Genomic DNA, 16,851 nt, shown 5'->3' on the forward strand with positions numbered 1-16,851 from the left:
CGGCCTAACACCGTTGTACTTTTTGAAACAGGCGACAATTTCAGGAGGCTGAAAGATGACGAATCCATCTGCCAACACCGCCAATGGCACTTCGACTGCCGCTACTGATGAGGAACAGGAAGTAGACCGCGGATCTCGCCGCAATCAAACCAATGACAATCCCTCTGCGGACTTGGTACGCGTCTACCTCAACGGAATCGGTAGGACCGCCCTGCTCAGCGCCGAGGACGAGGTTGAACTCGCGCAAACCATTGAGGTGGGCCTGTATGCAGAATACAAGCTCAATAACGCAGAGAAGCTGACGCGCGCAGAAAAGCGCGACCTGAAGATCTTGGCTCGCGAAGGCAAGAAGGCCCGCTCCCACCTGCTGGAGGCAAACCTCCGCCTCGTAGTCTCCTTGGCCAAGCGTTACACCGGCCGCGGCATGCCACTATTGGACCTCATCCAAGAGGGCAACCTTGGCCTTATCCGCGCCATGGAAAAGTTCGATTATGCCAAGGGCTTTAAGTTCTCCACCTACGCCACGTGGTGGATCCGCCAAGCCATTACCCGCGGTATGGCCGATCAGTCGCGCACCATCCGCCTCCCGGTCCACTTGGTGGAACAGGTAAATAAGCTTTCCCGCATCAAACGTGAGATGTATCAGTCCTTGGGCCGCGAGGCGACCAATGAGGAGCTGTCGGAGGAATCCGGCATCGATGAGAACAAGATCGAGATGCTGCTGCGCCAGTCCCGCGATCCCGTCTCGCTCGACATGCCCGTCGGCACCGACGAGGAAGCCCCGTTGGGCGACTTCATCGAAGATGCTGAGGCTACCGATGCTGAGACCGCCGTCGTGGCCTCCATGCGCCACTCCGATATTCGCGGTGTCATCGATACGCTAGAAAAGCGCGAGCAGGACGTCATTCGCCTGCGCTACGGCTTGGATGACGGCGTGCCACGCACCCTCGACCAGATTGGTCGCCGGTTCGGGCTCTCCCGCGAACGCGTACGCCAAATCGAGCGTGAGGTCATGGCAAAGTTGCGCGATGGCAACCGCGCCGACCGCCTGCGCGAGTACGCGCTGTAAAACTTTTCGCCTCCTGAACCTTATTTAATCGCGACCTCGACTGTGCCGCCGAGAATTTTTCCAGTGTACTTTCGAGGTCGCATTCTCTATGCAAGCGGCGAGTACGAACTCGTCTCCTTAAAATCTCTCCAGCAAACTTAGGGCAACTTAAGCTAGTCTGGATACAGAATGTAAAAAGCGCTGTCTGCTTTGCGCACGGCACGCATTACTGTTTTCAAAGAAAGGTATGCCCACGTGAGGGACCTCGTTGATACTACTGAGATGTACCTTCGGACCATTTATGAATTGGAAGAAGAAGGCATCACTCCCCTGCGCGCCCGGATTGCGGAACGCCTAGAGCAGTCCGGACCTACCGTATCCCAAACCGTTGCTCGCATGGAGCGCGATGGCCTCCTCCACGTTCGTTCGGACAGGAGCTTGGATCTAACCGAAAAGGGACGCGAATTGGCCACGGCAGTGATGCGCAAGCACCGACTCGCGGAGCGTTTGCTTACTGATGTCCTCGGGCTCGATATCAGCAAGGTCCACGATGAGGCCTGCCGCTGGGAGCACGTGATGAGCGAAGAGGTGGAAAAGCGCATGGTATCGGTCCTCGATGACCCCAGCCGCTCGCCTTTTGGCAACCCCATTCCGGCGCTAGCGGAACTGGGTTTCCAGGTCCCCGAGCCATCGATTGGGACGCGGGCTATCGATCTCCCCGATGGCGAAGAGAAGTCCGCAAAGATTATCCAGATTAACGAGATCCTGCAGGTGGATGAGGCCACCTTCCGGGAACTCGCAGAGGCTGGCATCCGCATCGGTACCGAGGTCACCGTGGTCAATAATGGCGGCACGATTTCGCTTACCACTCCCTCGGGTAAGGTCATCACCTTGGCAGATGATCTCGCACACGCCGTGCGCGTGGAGGTCTAGGCCATGAAGCTTTTGGTTACTGGCGGTGCCGGCTATGTCGGCAGCGTGTGTTCCGCAGTCCTCGTAGAGCAGGGCCACGATGTCACCATCATCGATAACTTTTCCACGGGTAATAGGGATGCCGTGCCGCCCGCAGCCCGCGTGGTAGAAGGCGATGTGGCCGACAAGGCCGCAGAGGTACTGGGCGAAGGCGGCTTTGAGGGGGTCCTCCACTTCGCCGCCCGCTCGCTCGTCGGTGAATCCGTGGAAAAGCCGGACGAATACTGGCAGCACAACGTCGTGACCACGCTGCGCCTGCTCAATGCCATGCGCGATAACGATGTGAAAAGCCTCGTCTTTTCTTCCACCGCGGCCACCTACGGCGAGCCGGAGCAGGTTCCTATTACTGAGGACATGCCGACCCAGCCCACGAACCCCTATGGCGCTAGCAAATTGGCTATCGACTACATGATTACCTCTTTTGCACAGGCCTTTGGGCTCGGGGCAACGTCCCTGCGCTATTTTAACGTCGCCGGTGCCTACGGCTCCATCGGCGAAAACCGCGAGATTGAAACCCACCTAATCCCCATTGTCCTGCAGGTTGCTCTGGGGCACCGCGATAAGATTTTCATGTTTGGCACGGATTGGGATACCCCGGATGGAACGCCGGTGCGCGACTACATCCATATCCGCGATCTTGCCGATGCCCACGTGCTTGCCCTCCACAGCAATGCCCCCGGCACCCACCGGATCTATAACTTGGGTTCCGGCGAGGGATACTCCGTCAAGCAGGTCATCGAGATGTGCCGGAAAGTCACCGGCCACGAGATTCCGGCGGAGATCGCCCCGCGCCGTGCCGGAGACCCAGCCACTCTCATTGCATCCTCAGACAAGATCAAGCGGGAGCTGGACTGGAACCCCCAGCGCACCGACTTGGAAACCATCGTGACCGACGCGTGGAATTTCACGCGCCAGCTCGGTGACCGGGCGCATTCGGCGCGGCGCTAAAGCGCGGGGCTACACAAAGCCATCGGCATCGATTCCCGCTGCCTCCCGCGCCGCGTCGCAACCGCGGCTCAAGCTAGTAATGAGGCGTTCCCCCATTCCGCTGCGATAGGCCCGGGCGATGAGCTGACTCAAATTGTGCCCCGGCGCCTCATCGATGGCGACGGTCAGCGCCGGGCCGGCATAGAGTCCGAATTTCTGCGCCACCTGGGTCGCTGCATATAACGCTAGGGCGTTATAGCGGATGGGGCCGCCAAAGGTGCGCGCCGTGGCCAAAAGCAAGGTGCCGGCCGCGTGCGGGGATTCGACGAGGTCCCGGATGACTAGGTCTCGCATCCACGTCGTCGACATCCACATTGCCCCCACGCAGAGTAATTCTTCGTTATCCAACGTCTCTTCCAGGGTTTCTACCTCACTTAATACATATTGCGCATCCGCGATGAGGTGCTGGACCACACGGGTTGGATCCGTCGTGCCGTAGCCGTGGCCGGCGCGCATCTGCCGAGACAATTCCTCAGCGCAACGCTGCATGGACACGATTTCTTCTTGCCCGAAGTACGGATTGTGCGGGGCGAATTGCTGGACCAGCTCATTGCGGGAAAGTTCCGGCAAAGTGCCGTTTTCTACGCAGGCGCGCATGGAAGAGCTAGTAGAAATAGCGGGAATAGTTCCTTCGGTCCAGGCTTGCATGGGGCCCTTGCCGTTGCCGGTACTAAAGCCGAATACGAGGTCGTAGGCAGTGGCTGTGGCAATTTCCTCCACCAGCCAGCAGGCATCAATTCCGGTGCCCTGGTCATCTTCGAAGTGGTAGAGCGACTCGATCATCTCCCAGAGCTCTACTTCCTCGCGCTGGGAGATGATAAAACCGAGGACGACTTCGGGGTTGCCGCAATGAAAGGCGCTCATGATCTCTGGAAGGGCCGCAGGGACATCGGACAGGTCTACACGCGCGACTGGCCCCATGGTGCGGCCTGCTGGAGTTGGTTCGATGGAGATGAGGACGATGGATTCTGCTGGAAAGAATCCGAGGATTCCTGGAATATTGGCAAGGATATCGCCGGGTGTACGGATGGGCTGTTGTGGTGTTGTGATCTTCATGGCTCCTAGCTTCGGGGCCTGCGGCAAGTACCGAAAGCCCACCACAGGCAGAGGGCCGAAATCTGTGGATAAGGTGGGTGGAAGGGGGCATCGGCAAGCAGTTATGCACAACCCCATCGCACCGGGCCTAGCGCGGGTTGCCGAGTTAGGGCATAATGGGTTATTTAACTACTCCGCGAACACTGAACTGAGTGCGTGTGGGAATAGTACGGTCTTGGCGGTCGTTGATCTAGATTAAGAGACCAAGGAGGTAACACATCATGCACGAAGAAGAGCGCAGCATGTACGAATTGGAGTACCCCGCTCCGGTGGTCAAGGACAATTCCGGTGAAGGAAAAGGCCCCACCATGATTGTTGCCATGCACGGCTATGCCGATGCAGGCCAGGCTATTGAGTCGAGCGCCGATCATCTCAAGGCGGCGCTGGAAAACCGCCAGCTAGCCTCCTTTAACTCTGATGAGCTCATCGATTACCGCTCCCGCCGCCCCGCCGTCACCATCGATAATGACCGGGCCCTAGAGGTAGAACCCATGGATTTGGGCTTGAAGGTCCTCCGGGATAATTCCGGGAAGTCCTTCCTCCTTCTCTCCGGTCCTGAGCCGGATATGCGCTGGGAAGCCTTTACTACGGCGGTGGTAAAACTGGTGGAGAAATTTGATATTGAAGACACCATCATGCTCTACGCCGCGCCGATGCCCGTGCCGCACACCCGCCCCACCGTGGTCACCGCACACGGTACTGCCTCCCGCCTGACGGAAGGCATGGTCAAGATGGACTCGACGATGATGGTTCCGGGAGCCGCGGCGCTCTATATAGAAAAGGCCTTAGCGGATAAGGGCCGGACGGTCGCGGGCTATACCGCGCACGTGCCGCACTACCTGGCTGCGTCCCCGTACCCGCAGGCCACCTTGGAGCTCCTTGACTCCGTGGCTAAAGCCGCACAGCTCAATATTCCGCTGGGCAGCATTGAGGCTGATATTTCCCGCGTCGAGGGCCAGCTGGATGAGCAGGTCAATGGTTCGGAAGAGATTGAGGGCGTGGTCCAGCAATTGGAGCAGCAATACGATGCCTTCATGGACCGCTACCGCGAAGAGCACCCACAGGCCATTATGCCGGGCGAGGAAGCCGTGCCCAGCGCGGAGGAAATCAGCGAAGAATTCGAAGCCTTCCTCGCCTCGCTCGATGAGTCCGATAGCGAGGAGATTATCCATACTGATATTGATGACCGCGAAGACTCTGCCGATGATGACAGAGACTTAGGCGACGATATCTAACGAACCCGCCCCCATCGCCGCTAAGGTGGTGGGGGTGAACTTATCTCAGCAGCTGGCAGATTTAACGGAAGTCCCCGAGTCCCTCATCGATGAGGCCATTTGGGATACTTTTAACTCGTGGACCACCAGCAAGGGAATCAATCTATATCCCGCGCAGGAGGAGGCCTCGCTCGGCATCTTGGCCGGAGATAACGTCATCCTCGCGACCCCCACGGGTTCGGGAAAGTCCATGGTGGCCAACGCCGCCCACTTCATCGCCCTAGCCCGTGGACAGCGGAGTTTTTATACCGCGCCCATTAAGGCGCTGGTCAGCGAGAAGTTCTTTGCGCTGTGTGAAATCTTCGGCGCAGAGAATGTGGGCATGATGACTGGCGATGCCACCGTAAACGGCAACGCCCCCATCATCGCCGCCACCGCCGAGATCGTTGCCAATATCGCGCTTCGCGATGGCGCCGAGGCCAACATCGACCAAGTGGTCATGGATGAATTCCACTACTACTCCGATCCAGATCGCGGCTGGGCGTGGCAGGTTCCGCTCTTGGAACTACCCAAGGCGCAATTCCTCTTAATGTCCGCCACGCTCGGTGATACAGACTGGCTGCAGGAAGACCTCACCCGCCGCACGGGGCGTGAGACTAATCTGGTAGCCGGCTCCACCCGCCCGGTCCCGCTGGAGTTTTCTTATGTTTTCAGCGCGGTGCACGAAACCATCGAAGAGCTGCTCGCCGATAATAAGGCGCCTATTTATGTCGTGCACTTTTCCCAGCGCGAGGCAGCCGAGCGTGCCCAAGCACTGACCTCGCTGTCTGGCATCATTAGCAAAGAGGAAAAGGAAAACATCGCTGAAGAAATCGGCGGGTTCCGCTTTACCACTGCCTTTGGCAAAGACCTCTCAAAGTTGCTTCGCAAGGGCATTGGCATCCACCACGCGGGAATGCTGCCCAAGTACCGGCGGCTTGTGGAGCGCCTCGCGCAACGCGGCCTCCTCAAGGTTATTTGCGGCACCGATACCTTGGGCGTGGGCATCAACGTGCCCATCCGCACCGTATTGATGACCGGCCTGGCCAAATTTGATGGGCAACGCCAGCGCATCTTGAAATCCCGCGAATTCCACCAGATTGCGGGGCGCGCAGGGCGCGCGGGCTATGACACAGAAGGCACCGTCGTCGTCGAGGCCCCTGAGCACGAGATTGAAAATGCCAAGGCCCGCAGGCGCATTGGCGATGACCCGAAGCGGCTGAAGAAGCTTAAGAAGAAATCAGCACGCGAGGGCGAAGTCTCTTGGTCCGAGAAGACCTTTGCGCGGCTCACGGAAGCAGAACCAGAGCAGTTGACCTCGCAATTCCGGGTCTCGAATTCGATGCTGCTCAATGTCTTAGCCCGCCACGGCGATGGCTATGCGCATATGCGCCACCTCTTGCGCGATAATCACGATCCCCGCAGCAAGCAGAACAAGGACATCCTCACCGCCCTCGACCTCTTCCGCGGATTGGTGGATTCCGGCGTGGTCCAAAAATCCACGAAGGGGCTCGATATCTACGGCCGTCCGTACCACCTCGTGCGGGAGTTGCCGCGAGACTTTGCCTTGAACCAGCCACTCGGCCCCTTCGCGTTGGCCGCGCTCTCCCTCTTGGACCCGGAGGCGGAGAGCTATCACCTGGACGTGATCTCGGTCTTTGAGGCGATCCTCGATGACCCCCGGCAGGTGCTGCAGGCCCAACAGAAGAAGCGGCGCGGGGAAGAAATTGCCGCGCTCAAGGCGGACGGGGTGGACTATACCGACCGCATGAATATCGTGGAGGATATCACCTGGCCCAAGCCGCTAGAGGAGCTGCTCGAACAGGCCTACGATACCTTTGCGGAGACCAATGCTTGGGTAAAGGAATTCGAGCTGCGGCCCAAATCCGTAGTGCGAGACATGGTAGAAAATGCCATGACATTCTCGGATTTGGTGGCCACCTACGGCCTAGCCCGGTCTGAGGGAGTTATCCTCCGTTATCTCACCGACGCGTGGCGGACTCTGAAACAGTCCATCCCTGATGAATATACGACGCCCCAAATTGAAGACATCATTGTTTGGTTAGGTGAGCTTATCCGCCAGGTGGATTCCTCGCTTGTCGATGAATGGGCGCAGATGGCCGGTGAAGACTCCCCCATCGATCAAGATACGCTCGACCGCGAGCTGGCCTTCGGCGTCGAAGACCCAACAGCCCTTACCGCCAATCGCCGCGCCTTTGGCATTATGGTCCGCAATTACATGTTCCGCCTCGCGCAACTCTTCGCGTTGGAGGAAGAAGACCGCCTCGCCGAGGTATTGGATTATCTGGACGAAATTCCCGATTTTGGTGCCGTCTTAGATGACTACTTCGACGAATACGACGATATTGATACCGGCCCTGAGGCGCGCGGGCCAGAGTACTTCCGGCTGGAAGAATCAAGCTCCCGCAGCTGGCCCGTGCGGCAAATCATTAAGGACCCAGCAGGCGATCGCGCCTATCAATTCGTCGCCACCGTCGATCTGGACGCCTCCGATGAAGCCGGCGAAGTCCGCCTGTCAGAGTTGCGCGTCGAGTATTAATCACACGCGGGTTAGCTAAAACGATAAAAGCCACCCCCTGCGCTGTATCTGGAATCCTATGGGAAACCGAAAGCAGCGCGCGGGGGTGGCTTATTCTAAAGGCTAATTAATCAGCGCTTTTAGCGTGCAGCTTCAATCTGGACGGCCTGTGCGACTGCCTGAATGACAGAAGCAACCTTGATGGCCTCCCAGACCTGTTCCTTGGTCGCGCCAGTATCGTTGAGCTTCTGGGTGTGGGCGCCCAAGCAGTGCTCGCAGCCGTTGATGGCGGACACGGCGATATTCCACAGCTCGAAGTTAGCGTCCTCCACGCCAGGCTTGGAGATGAAGTTCATTCGCAGGCCGAACTTAACCTGTGCATAGTCATCGCCCAACCAACCCTTGGCGCGGTAGGCAACGTTATTCATCGCCATGACGGTGGCAGCGCCGTAAGCGGCGTTGGTAGCTTCCTCAGAGAGGTGCTCTTGCGCCTCTTCCGCGATTTCAGAAATCACGGTGTCATTGCGGGTAGCTGCCGCCGAAGCCAACAGGGTGCCCCACAGCTGCTCTTCATTGAGCTCGGTCGTGCGTGTCAACGCACCAAGGTTGAGCTTCTGATCCTTGGCGTACTCAGGCAGTGCTGACTTCAAGTTCTCGATAGACACGGTCTTTCTCCTTCTAAATCTTGTCTCAGTAACTTAAATTGCAAGGCAAGTGCGTGCCCCGTCAGAACGGCGGGGAAAGCACCAACTGATAACTAAGGCTTAAAGCTGGGACTGAACGACGTCCATCTTGTCGATGTTCTTCGTTGGATCGTTCTTCTCCCAGTTGCAGGCGCAGACCTCTTCGGACTGCAGGGCGTCGAGGACGCGCAGAACTTCGTCAACGTTACGGCCCACAGCGTCCGGGGTAACGGAGACGAACTGGATGACGCCATCTGGGTCGATGATGAAGGTTGCGCGGTCAGCAACGCCGTCAGCGTTTTCTACGCCCAGTGCGCGGATCAGGTCGTGGCGCACGTCGGAGAACATCGGGAACGGAACGTCCTTCAGGTCCGGGTGGGTTGCGCGCCAGTTGAAGTGAGCGAACTCGTTATCGGTGGAGCCGCCCAGCACCTGGGTGTCGCGGTCCTGGAACTCTTCGTCCAGCTTGCCAAAGGCAGCGATCTCGGTCGGGCACACGAAGGTGAAGTCCTTGGGGTAGAAGAAGACAACCTTCCACTTGCCCTCGTACTTGTCCAAGGAGACCTGCTCGAAGTAGTCCTCTGGCTGGCTAGCGTTAACGTTGTGCAGGTCGCCGCCGGTCAGGGCGGTGAGGTCGAATTCTGGGAACTTTTCGCCAACGGTCATGATAGGCATGTTCTTCAACTCCTTCTTAAAAGGGTAATCTTTTTCAAGTTTCCGACAGTCCCGTACCGAGGACCACGGGCCGGACCCTCTCCGGCCCAACACCAAAGACAATACCATTAATTCCGGTCACGTCAATAGCTAATCCTATAGATAAATGTTAGAGTGATAGGCATGCATAATAAAGAGTATCGACCAACACTTGCCCAGCTGCGCACGTTTGTCACCGTGGCGGAAAATAAGCACTTCGGCACCGCTGCCGCCAAGCTGGAGATCTCTCAGCCTTCCCTCTCCCAGGGCCTCGTGGCACTCGAGCAGGGGCTCGGCGTACAGCTCATCGAGCGCTCCACCCGCAAGGTCATCGTGACGTCGGCCGGCGAAACCCTATTGCCCTATGCCAAGTCCACCCTCGAGGCCGCCGACACCTTCCTCGCGCACGCCCGCGGCGCCCACGGCACCCTGTCCGGCCCGCTGACCATTGGTGTCATCCCGACCATCGCCCCGTATATCCTCCCGGACTTGCTGGCGATGATTACGGAGACCTACCCAGAACTTGAGCCGCGTTTTGTGGAGGAGCAAACCCAGCACCTCATCGCGCGCCTGCGCAACGGCAACCTCGATCTAGCCATCCTCGCCCTGCCTTCTGAGGCCACGGGCATGGTCGACAGCCCTCTGTACACCGAGGACTTCGCCATCGTCAGCCCGCCCGATCACCCCATCGCCGGGCGTACGGACGTCCAGGTGGCGGAGCTGCGGGACCTAGACTTGCTGCTGCTTGACGATGGCCACTGTCTCCGCGACCAAGTCGTCGATCTCTGCCGGCACGCCCACGTCAACCCGGCAGAGGCAACCAATTCCGTCACGCGCGCCTCATCACTGACCACCATTATGCAGCTGGTGATGGGCGGGCTCGGCTGCACCCTTATCCCCAAGTCCGCATTGGCCACCGAATGCCACGGCAAGAACCTCGGTGTAGCCTATTTTTCCCCCGATGTCACCGCAGAGCGCGAGGTCGGCCTCGTCTTCCGCTCCTCTGCCGCACGCAGTGAAGAATTCCGCGAATTCGGCACCCTGATAACCGCAGCTTATGAAAATGCCCTCGCGCGCTCGCTGGAGGGCTAAAACTTAAGCGTCTTCGATTCCCCACGGGCTCTCAGCTCGATTACTCCCGCCACATAAGTGTAAGGCCACCGAAGCAGTGCCTCGGTGGCCTTACACAATGGCAAAGCGATTACCCAGCTTGACCGACTGCGCGGCCTGCACACTGGCGGAACAAATAAGCCGTAGACAGTAAGGTAACCGGTACGGCGACAATCAAGCCAACCAGGAGCAGGATGCCGCCGGCAATCACAATCAGCGCGTTGAGCACCGTCAGCAGCAAGAGCTGACCGTAGTTTCCTTTACCGGCCTTAAATCCGTTCTTGATGGCTTGGCCGACCCCGTCACCGTCGGCAGCAAACCACTGCATCAGCATATAAAGCGGTTGGATGAATAGGCCGATGAGAGTCACTACAGCCAAGACTCCGAAAAAGCCCGCGATGGCCTCTAACGCCTCTTCCTCGGTGGCGTCGGCACCCGCGTCTGGGCCGAGGAAAATTGAGCCACCAACGAAGATGAACATTACTATCGAGGTAATGATGCCGATGATGATCATGATCGCCAGCGGCTGCCACCACCGCACGTCCTTGCCCACATAGCTCCATCCAGTGCGCGGATCATCGATCTGGAAGAGCGCCAGTCGCATCACCAACAAGGTGACGACGGCCATGATCACGTAGGACACGATCTGTACAATGACTCCCCCACTGGAGGCATCCGCACCCTCTGCGGGAGCAACGGCCATGCCCACGATGGAGAAAGCGATGGCAATCACACCAACGAGCAAGGAACCGAGGATCCACAATTTCCAATTCTTAAATACTGTACGAAAGCCCCACGAAATCGAATCGATGGCCGAGGGCTTTCCGGTAAAACCGCCAGGATTTACGGTATTGTCCTGTGCTTGGTAGCCCGCATATCCTTGGTTGCCGGAGCTCTCGTGGCTGCCACCGTAGGACGGCAGGTTTCCATAGCTCGGCTGGTCTTCTGGGTGGTCAGTCGGTTCATAGCGCGGAAAATCGTCATTTCCACCGGATTTATCGTCGTTCATCAGCGGTGCCTTCCTTCTGCATTCGGGTTGGGCGCAACGAGAAAAGTATCGTTGCGATAAGTATTTTCACAATAGCAACTTTTTCCACTCTACGTAACCGGGGTAAGCTCGTAAATTAGCCATGACACAGCATGAAACCACGACGTCGCAGGCCCCTAGCCGCGATGAACTTTTTGCAGCATTAGACAACGTCACCATCGCCGAGGCCCGCAGCTTCCGGCGCCGCCTATCGAAGGCACGCGCCCCCAAGGCCCTGCGCGAAATCGGCCAGGATATCCAGGCTGCCGCAGATCGCCTCGCGCTTGTCGATGCCGCCGTTCCCCCACTCACCTACCCCGATTCCCTGCCGGTCAGCGCCCGCAAGGACGATATCGCCGCCGCGATTGAAAAAAACCAGGTCGTCATCATCGCCGGCGAAACCGGTTCTGGTAAGACCACGCAGATCCCCAAGATCTGCCTCGACATCGGCCGGGGTCGCCGCGGACTTATCGGCCACACCCAGCCGCGCCGCATCGCCGCGCGGACCGTCGCCGAGCGCATCGCCTCCGAGCTGGACCAAGATATCGGGGAATCGGTAGGCTACGCCATCCGCTTCGATGACCAGGTTTCTGATACCACCGCCGTAAAACTCATGACGGACGGAATCCTGCTCGCGGAAATGCAGCGCGATCGCTTCCTTAATAAATACGACACCATCATTATCGATGAAGCACACGAGCGCTCTTTGAATATCGACTTCCTCTTGGGATATCTCAAGCGGCTGCTGCCCAAGCGGCCCGATCTCAAGGTGATCATTACCTCCGCAACCATCGATCCGGAAAGCTTTGCCGAGCACTTCGCCCAACCCGATGGCACTCCCGCGCCCATCATTGAGGTCTCTGGACGCACGTACCCAGTAGAAATTCGCTACCGCCCCCTCGAATTCGAGGCCGGTGGAAAGCTGGTGGATCAAGACCCGCTCGATGGCTTAACCGAGGCCATCGAGGAGCTCATGGCAGAAGGCGACGGCGATATCCTTTGTTTTTTCCCAGGCGAGCGCGATATCCGCGATGCCATGGAAACAATCGAGGCCAAAAAATGGAAAAACGTCGAGGTCGCGCCCCTCTTCGGGCGCCTATCCAACCAGGAACAGCACCGCGTATTTAGCAATCACCGCGGAAGGCGCATCGTTTTGGCCACCAATATCGCCGAAACCTCGCTGACCGTACCCGGAATCCGCTACGTCGTGGATACAGGCACCGCGCGAATCTCGCGCTATTCCACGCGCACCAAGGTGCAACGCCTGCCCATCGAGCCCATTTCGCAGGCCTCTGCCAACCAGCGCTCCGGTAGGTGCGGCCGCGTCGCCGATGGCATCGCCATCCGTCTCTATAGCGAGCAAGATTTTCAAAGCCGCCCGGAATTTACTGATCCGGAAATCCTGCGCACCAACCTGGCCAGCGTCATTTTGCAGATGGTCTCGCTCAAGCTCGGCGATATCGAGCAATTCCCCTTCCTCCAGCCACCCGAGTTCAAGGCCATTCGCGATGGCCTCAACCTCCTCCACGAGCTCGGTGCGCTCCAGGACAAGCACAAGAAACCGGCGCTGACCGAAACCGGCCGCAACTTGGCTCGCATCCCACTCGATCCGCGCATGGCGCGCATGCTTATCGAGGCCCATACCAACGGCTGCCTCCACGATGTCATCGTCATTGTTGCCGCCATGACCATCCAAGACGTGCGCGAACGCCCGCTGGAGTACCAAGCGCAAGCCGATCAGGCGCACGCGCGTTTTAAGGACAAAACCTCTGACTTTTTGTCCATGCTGAAGTTGTGGGATTACATCAAGCAGACCCGCAATGAGCAATCGGGCAATAAGTTCCGCAAGCGCATGAAGCAGGAGTTCCTCCACTACATGCGCATCCGCGAGTGGTTCGACCTGGTCCGCCAGCTCAAAGACGTCTCCAAGCAGCTGGGGTGGGATTACCAAGAAGGCACCGAACGCCGCTCCGACGATATTCACATCGCGCTGCTATCTGGCCTGCTGTCCAATATCGGCGCCCGCGACGGCAATTCCAAGGAGTTCCACGGCGCGCGCAATACCCGCTTCCTTGTCTTTCCAGGCTCCGCCTTGGCCAAAAAGCCACCCGAGTTCGTCATGGCGGCAGAGCTCGTCGAAACCTCTCGGCTTTGGGCACGCGACGTTGCCGCCATCGATCCGGCCTGGGTGGAAAAGCTCGGCGCGGACCTGCTCAAGCACAACTATTCCGATCCCACGTGGTCCCGCAAGCGCGCGGCCGCCATCGCGCACCAGAAGTCCACGCTCTACGGTGTGCCCATCGTCGCGGACCGCACCGTGCCTTATCACCGCGTGGACCCCGTCGCGGCGCGCGATATGTTCATCCGCAATGCGCTTATCGCCGGCGAGTGGAATGCGCACCACGAATTCCTCAAGGCAAACGCGCAGGCCCTTGATGAGGCGGCCGAATACGAGGAAAAGGCCCGCCGCCGCGGCCTCATCGTGGATGAGGATACCCTCTTTGATTTCTATGACCAGCGCATTCCCGCCAAGGTCACCACGGGCCGCCATTTCGATTCCTGGTGGAAGAAAAAGCGCCGCCAGGAACCCGATCTGCTGAATTTCGATCCAGCCACGCTTGTCGATGACTCCCACGACGTCACCGAAGTCTCCTTCCCCGATCACTGGCGCAAGGGCTCCATCGATTACGAGCTGGCCTATAAATTCGAACCCGGCGACCCGCTCGATGGCGTCACCGTGATGGTGCCTGTGCCCATGCTTGCCGGGCTTGATACCGAAGGCTTCGATTGGCTCGTCCCCGGCCTGCGATTCGAGCTCGTCAACGAACTTATTCGTTCCCTTCCCAAGGCCCTACGGCGCACCGTCGTGCCCGCCCCGGAATTTGCCGAGCGCGCCATGGAACGCCTCATCCCCTTCGAAGGCCCCCTTACCCAGCAGCTTGCCGATGTCCTGCGCGAGCTCGGCGGGCACGGCATCAACGCCTCCGACTTCCAACCGGACAAGCTGCCGGATCATTTGCGGATGAACTACGCGGCCATCGACAAGAGTGGCACCATCATCGATTCCGATAGGGACCTTGCCGCCCTGCGCGAGCGCCAGGCCGGCCACATTAAATCGTCCGTCTCACGGGTAAGCCGCACCGCAGAATCCACCGCGGTCAGCGAGTGGACCGACGATACCCTCGGCACCGTTGACGAGACCATCACCACCACCGTCGATGGCCACGAGGTCACCGCTTACCCAGCGTTGGTGGCCACCAAGGAAGGCGTTGAGCTTAAGGTTCATCCCACCAAGGCAGCTGCCGATGCCGCCATGGTCACTACCACCCTCACGCTTTTGATGCGCGAAATTTCCGTCTCGACCGCGCAAATGGTCAAGGGGCTTCCCTTGCAGCAGCGCGTCGCCGTGGATTCTTATCCGCATGGCGGCGCCGACGGGCTGGTCAATGACGCCCGCGTCGCGGCGATCCGCGACCTCATGCTCGAGGCCGGCGGCCCCGTGCGCTCGCCAGAGGCATTTTCCGAGCTCAAGGATACCGTGAAACCGCAGGTTCCCGGCCGCGTGCGACAATCAATCGTCTCGATCGCGCCTGGCTTGGCTGAGTACTCCAACCTCCGCGCCGAGCTTTCCCAGTGGGATGGTCCCGCCATCGACGATATGGAAAAGCAACTCGCGTTCCTTCTTCCGCCGAATGCCATCACCGTGCACGGATCCGCGCACCTGCGCCACCTTCCCCGCTATATTCAGGCAATGCGCATCCGTCTGGAGGACATGTCGCTCGATCCGGATCGCGATGCCGACTGCCAGGCCGAGGTCGATAACGCCAAGGCCTACCTGGCAAACCGGATGCGCAACCTTCCCGCGGGTCGCGAAAAGACACGCGAGGTCAAGGACATCCACTGGATGATCGAGGAATTGCGGGTCTCGCTATTTGCCCAGCGCCTCGGCACGGCGCACGCGGTGTCCCTGCGGAGGATCCAAAAGGCAGTGGATAAATTGCGCTAGTCACCCCAACCTCACGTTCCCGCCGCCCGGCCGGCCATACCTAAGCTAAAAATCTGCTTACTCGGCCGCCGGCGGCGTGAACCTTGGGCAGGCCCTAGCGAAACCATGCACCCAAAAGGCCAGTTAAGGCTGCTCCGATCCTGCGCAAGAACGGTTGTATAACTGCTGAGAAATCGTCCTACACTGCTCAGTTTAAAGGTCCCCGCGATCGCGCCGCCGCATCAAACGAATCTCCGATTCAAAGTCATCCGCGCTCTCGAATGATTTATACACCGAGGCAAAGCGCAGATATGCAACCTCGTCTAGGTCACGCAGCGGCTCAAGGATCGCTAGCCCGATTTCGTTGGCGTTTACCTGCGAGGACCCGTGCCCCCGCACCGTTTCCTCAACCTCTTGGGCCAACTTTTTTAAGGCATCATCGCTAACGTCGCGACCCTGGCATGCGCGCCTAACCCCCCGAATGAGTTTATCCCGGCTAAATGGCTCAGCGAGGCCATTTCTCTTAACAACCAGCAGTACGGCCTTTTCCACAGTGGTGAAGCGTCCCTTACAGGAAGCACACTCCCGCCGGCGCCGTATCGATGCGCCGGCATCAACCACGCGCGAGTCAATAACGCGGGATTGTTCGTTATGGCAAAACGGGCAGTACACACTAGTCCTTTCGCTAATTTAGCTTCTCGGTTTAGTTTACCTCCCACGGCCAAGCCAAAAACCTGACACCATTGCGCCAGACTCCTCCTGCTCGAGTCCCTGTCTCCGTGAAGCAAGCGGGCCTTATCTGCGGCCGGGAAGACAAGCTGCTGCCTAAAAGGCTCTAAGCCTTAAACCCCCGAAGTGCCTGCTTTAGTACACGCAGCACTACTGACCGATCGCTGCTTCTACTTGCTGTACCGAAGCGCCAGGATCAGTCGGCGTTTCAGCGCTCGTACCCATCAGCCCGCCGGCAACCGTGCCGAAAAATACGGCAGCACCAAATACTGCACCGAGGAGGTAATTCTTGCGCGAACTATGCGCATCGTCTTCTTTCATCGGCCTGTTCGCGAAATCAGGTAAGGAACGTTCATCAGTCCACGTATTCGAATAACCTTCACGATTCGTTCGATATACGGAATTTAAAGTCCTGATTTCCCCCTTTTCGGAAGGAGAATGCTGCACGCCCCAGCTTTGATCATCAATATCCCAAATAGCGGCTGAAGGGACGATCTGTGGACGTGCCGCGCGCTGTTTGACCATGTTATTGCGAGAGTGAAGTAGTTGAGACATTGCTTTCCTTTCGACGACCGCCGTAAGTCTAAAGCGGTCCCTTGACACAACAAGAGCTCAATGTCGCTCCTGTGTTCGAGATTGTTTCTATGTTCGATTTATAGCACCACTTCGAAAACCTGTCCAGTTTTTCGCGTAAATCTCGAACGCTTGTACTTTTCGTGCTACAAATGAG

General features: G+C 58.5%; 13 protein-coding genes. 7 read left to right on the forward strand and 6 right to left on the reverse strand.

Annotated elements, in window-relative coordinates:
- Positions 1 to 55: 55 nt before the first annotated feature.
- From ABRP98_RS06135 to galE, 3 genes are all read left to right on the forward strand, one after another.
- On the forward strand, positions 56 to 1,069 hold the full coding sequence (locus ABRP98_RS06135) for a sigma-70 family RNA polymerase sigma factor (protein WP_349858080.1): 1,014 nt from the start codon (positions 56 to 58) through the stop codon (positions 1,067 to 1,069).
- Positions 1,070 to 1,303: 234 nt separating this feature from the next.
- Positions 1,304 to 1,981, forward strand: a complete 678-nt coding sequence (locus ABRP98_RS06140) for a metal-dependent transcriptional regulator (RefSeq protein ID WP_023017369.1) — start codon at positions 1,304 to 1,306, stop codon at positions 1,979 to 1,981.
- Between the two features lie 3 nt (positions 1,982 to 1,984).
- The gene (gene galE / locus ABRP98_RS06145) at positions 1,985 to 2,968 is read left to right on the forward strand and encodes a UDP-glucose 4-epimerase GalE (protein ID WP_349858081.1); all 984 of its coding nucleotides are present in this window, start codon (positions 1,985 to 1,987) and stop codon (positions 2,966 to 2,968) included.
- A gap of 9 nt (positions 2,969 to 2,977) precedes the next feature.
- On the opposite strand, the gene ABRP98_RS06150 is transcribed toward galE, so the two are convergent.
- Positions 2,978 to 4,063, reverse strand: a complete 1,086-nt coding sequence (locus tag ABRP98_RS06150) for a DUF4192 domain-containing protein (protein ID WP_349858083.1) — start codon at positions 4,061 to 4,063, stop codon at positions 2,978 to 2,980.
- 260 nt (positions 4,064 to 4,323) lie between these two features.
- Here ABRP98_RS06150 and ABRP98_RS06155 point away from each other — a divergent pair, with 260 nt between their 5' ends.
- Together ABRP98_RS06155 and ABRP98_RS06160 are read left to right on the forward strand one after the other, a co-directional pair.
- Entirely contained in the window at positions 4,324 to 5,337 is a 1,014-nt protein-coding gene (locus ABRP98_RS06155; RefSeq protein WP_349858085.1) for a PAC2 family protein, read from the forward strand.
- Positions 5,338 to 5,371: 34 nt separating this feature from the next.
- Positions 5,372 to 7,915 carry a DEAD/DEAH box helicase gene (locus ABRP98_RS06160; RefSeq protein ID WP_349858087.1) on the forward strand — a complete coding sequence of 848 codons (2,544 nt, stop codon included), beginning with the start codon at positions 5,372 to 5,374 and terminating at the stop codon, positions 7,913 to 7,915.
- A gap of 119 nt (positions 7,916 to 8,034) precedes the next feature.
- Here the strand turns inward: ABRP98_RS06160 and ahpD are convergent, their stop codons facing one another.
- Positions 8,035 to 8,559, reverse strand: a complete 525-nt coding sequence (ahpD, locus tag ABRP98_RS06165) for an alkylhydroperoxidase, AhpD family (protein ID WP_349858089.1) — start codon at positions 8,557 to 8,559, stop codon at positions 8,035 to 8,037.
- A 99-nt stretch (positions 8,560 to 8,658) separates the two neighbouring features.
- Positions 8,659 to 9,252: a peroxiredoxin gene (locus tag ABRP98_RS06170; protein WP_023017366.1), complete on the reverse strand. Its 594-nt coding sequence runs from the start codon at positions 9,250 to 9,252 to the stop codon at positions 8,659 to 8,661.
- 162 nt (positions 9,253 to 9,414) lie between these two features.
- Here ABRP98_RS06170 and ABRP98_RS06175 point away from each other — a divergent pair, with 162 nt between their 5' ends.
- Positions 9,415 to 10,362: a LysR substrate-binding domain-containing protein gene (locus ABRP98_RS06175; RefSeq protein ID WP_349858090.1), complete on the forward strand. Its 948-nt coding sequence runs from the start codon at positions 9,415 to 9,417 to the stop codon at positions 10,360 to 10,362.
- 109 nt (positions 10,363 to 10,471) lie between these two features.
- Here ABRP98_RS06175 and ABRP98_RS06180 read toward each other — a convergent pair whose 3' ends face one another.
- Complete coding sequence (locus ABRP98_RS06180) at positions 10,472 to 11,389, reverse strand: hypothetical protein (RefSeq protein WP_349858092.1); 918 nt, start codon at positions 11,387 to 11,389, stop codon at positions 10,472 to 10,474.
- Between the two features lie 121 nt (positions 11,390 to 11,510).
- Between ABRP98_RS06180 and hrpA the strand changes: the two genes are divergently transcribed.
- A complete protein-coding gene (gene hrpA / locus ABRP98_RS06185) occupies positions 11,511 to 15,413 on the forward strand; it encodes an ATP-dependent RNA helicase HrpA (RefSeq protein WP_349858093.1) in 3,903 nt (1,300 codons plus the stop codon).
- A 192-nt stretch (positions 15,414 to 15,605) separates the two neighbouring features.
- Here the strand turns inward: hrpA and nrdR are convergent, their stop codons facing one another.
- Positions 15,606 to 16,064, reverse strand: coding sequence for a transcriptional regulator NrdR (gene nrdR / locus ABRP98_RS06190; protein WP_023017363.1), 459 nt, complete (start codon positions 16,062 to 16,064; stop codon positions 15,606 to 15,608).
- A 207-nt stretch (positions 16,065 to 16,271) separates the two neighbouring features.
- Positions 16,272 to 16,676 carry a hypothetical protein gene (locus ABRP98_RS06195; protein ID WP_139027189.1) on the reverse strand — a complete coding sequence of 135 codons (405 nt, stop codon included), beginning with the start codon at positions 16,674 to 16,676 and terminating at the stop codon, positions 16,272 to 16,274.
- Between the last annotated feature and the right edge of the window lie 175 nt (positions 16,677 to 16,851).

Origin of the sequence: Corynebacterium sp. KPL2838 (assembly GCF_040225455.1) — a bacterium.
Lineage (GTDB): Bacteria > Actinomycetota > Actinomycetes > Mycobacteriales > Mycobacteriaceae > Corynebacterium > Corynebacterium rhinophilum.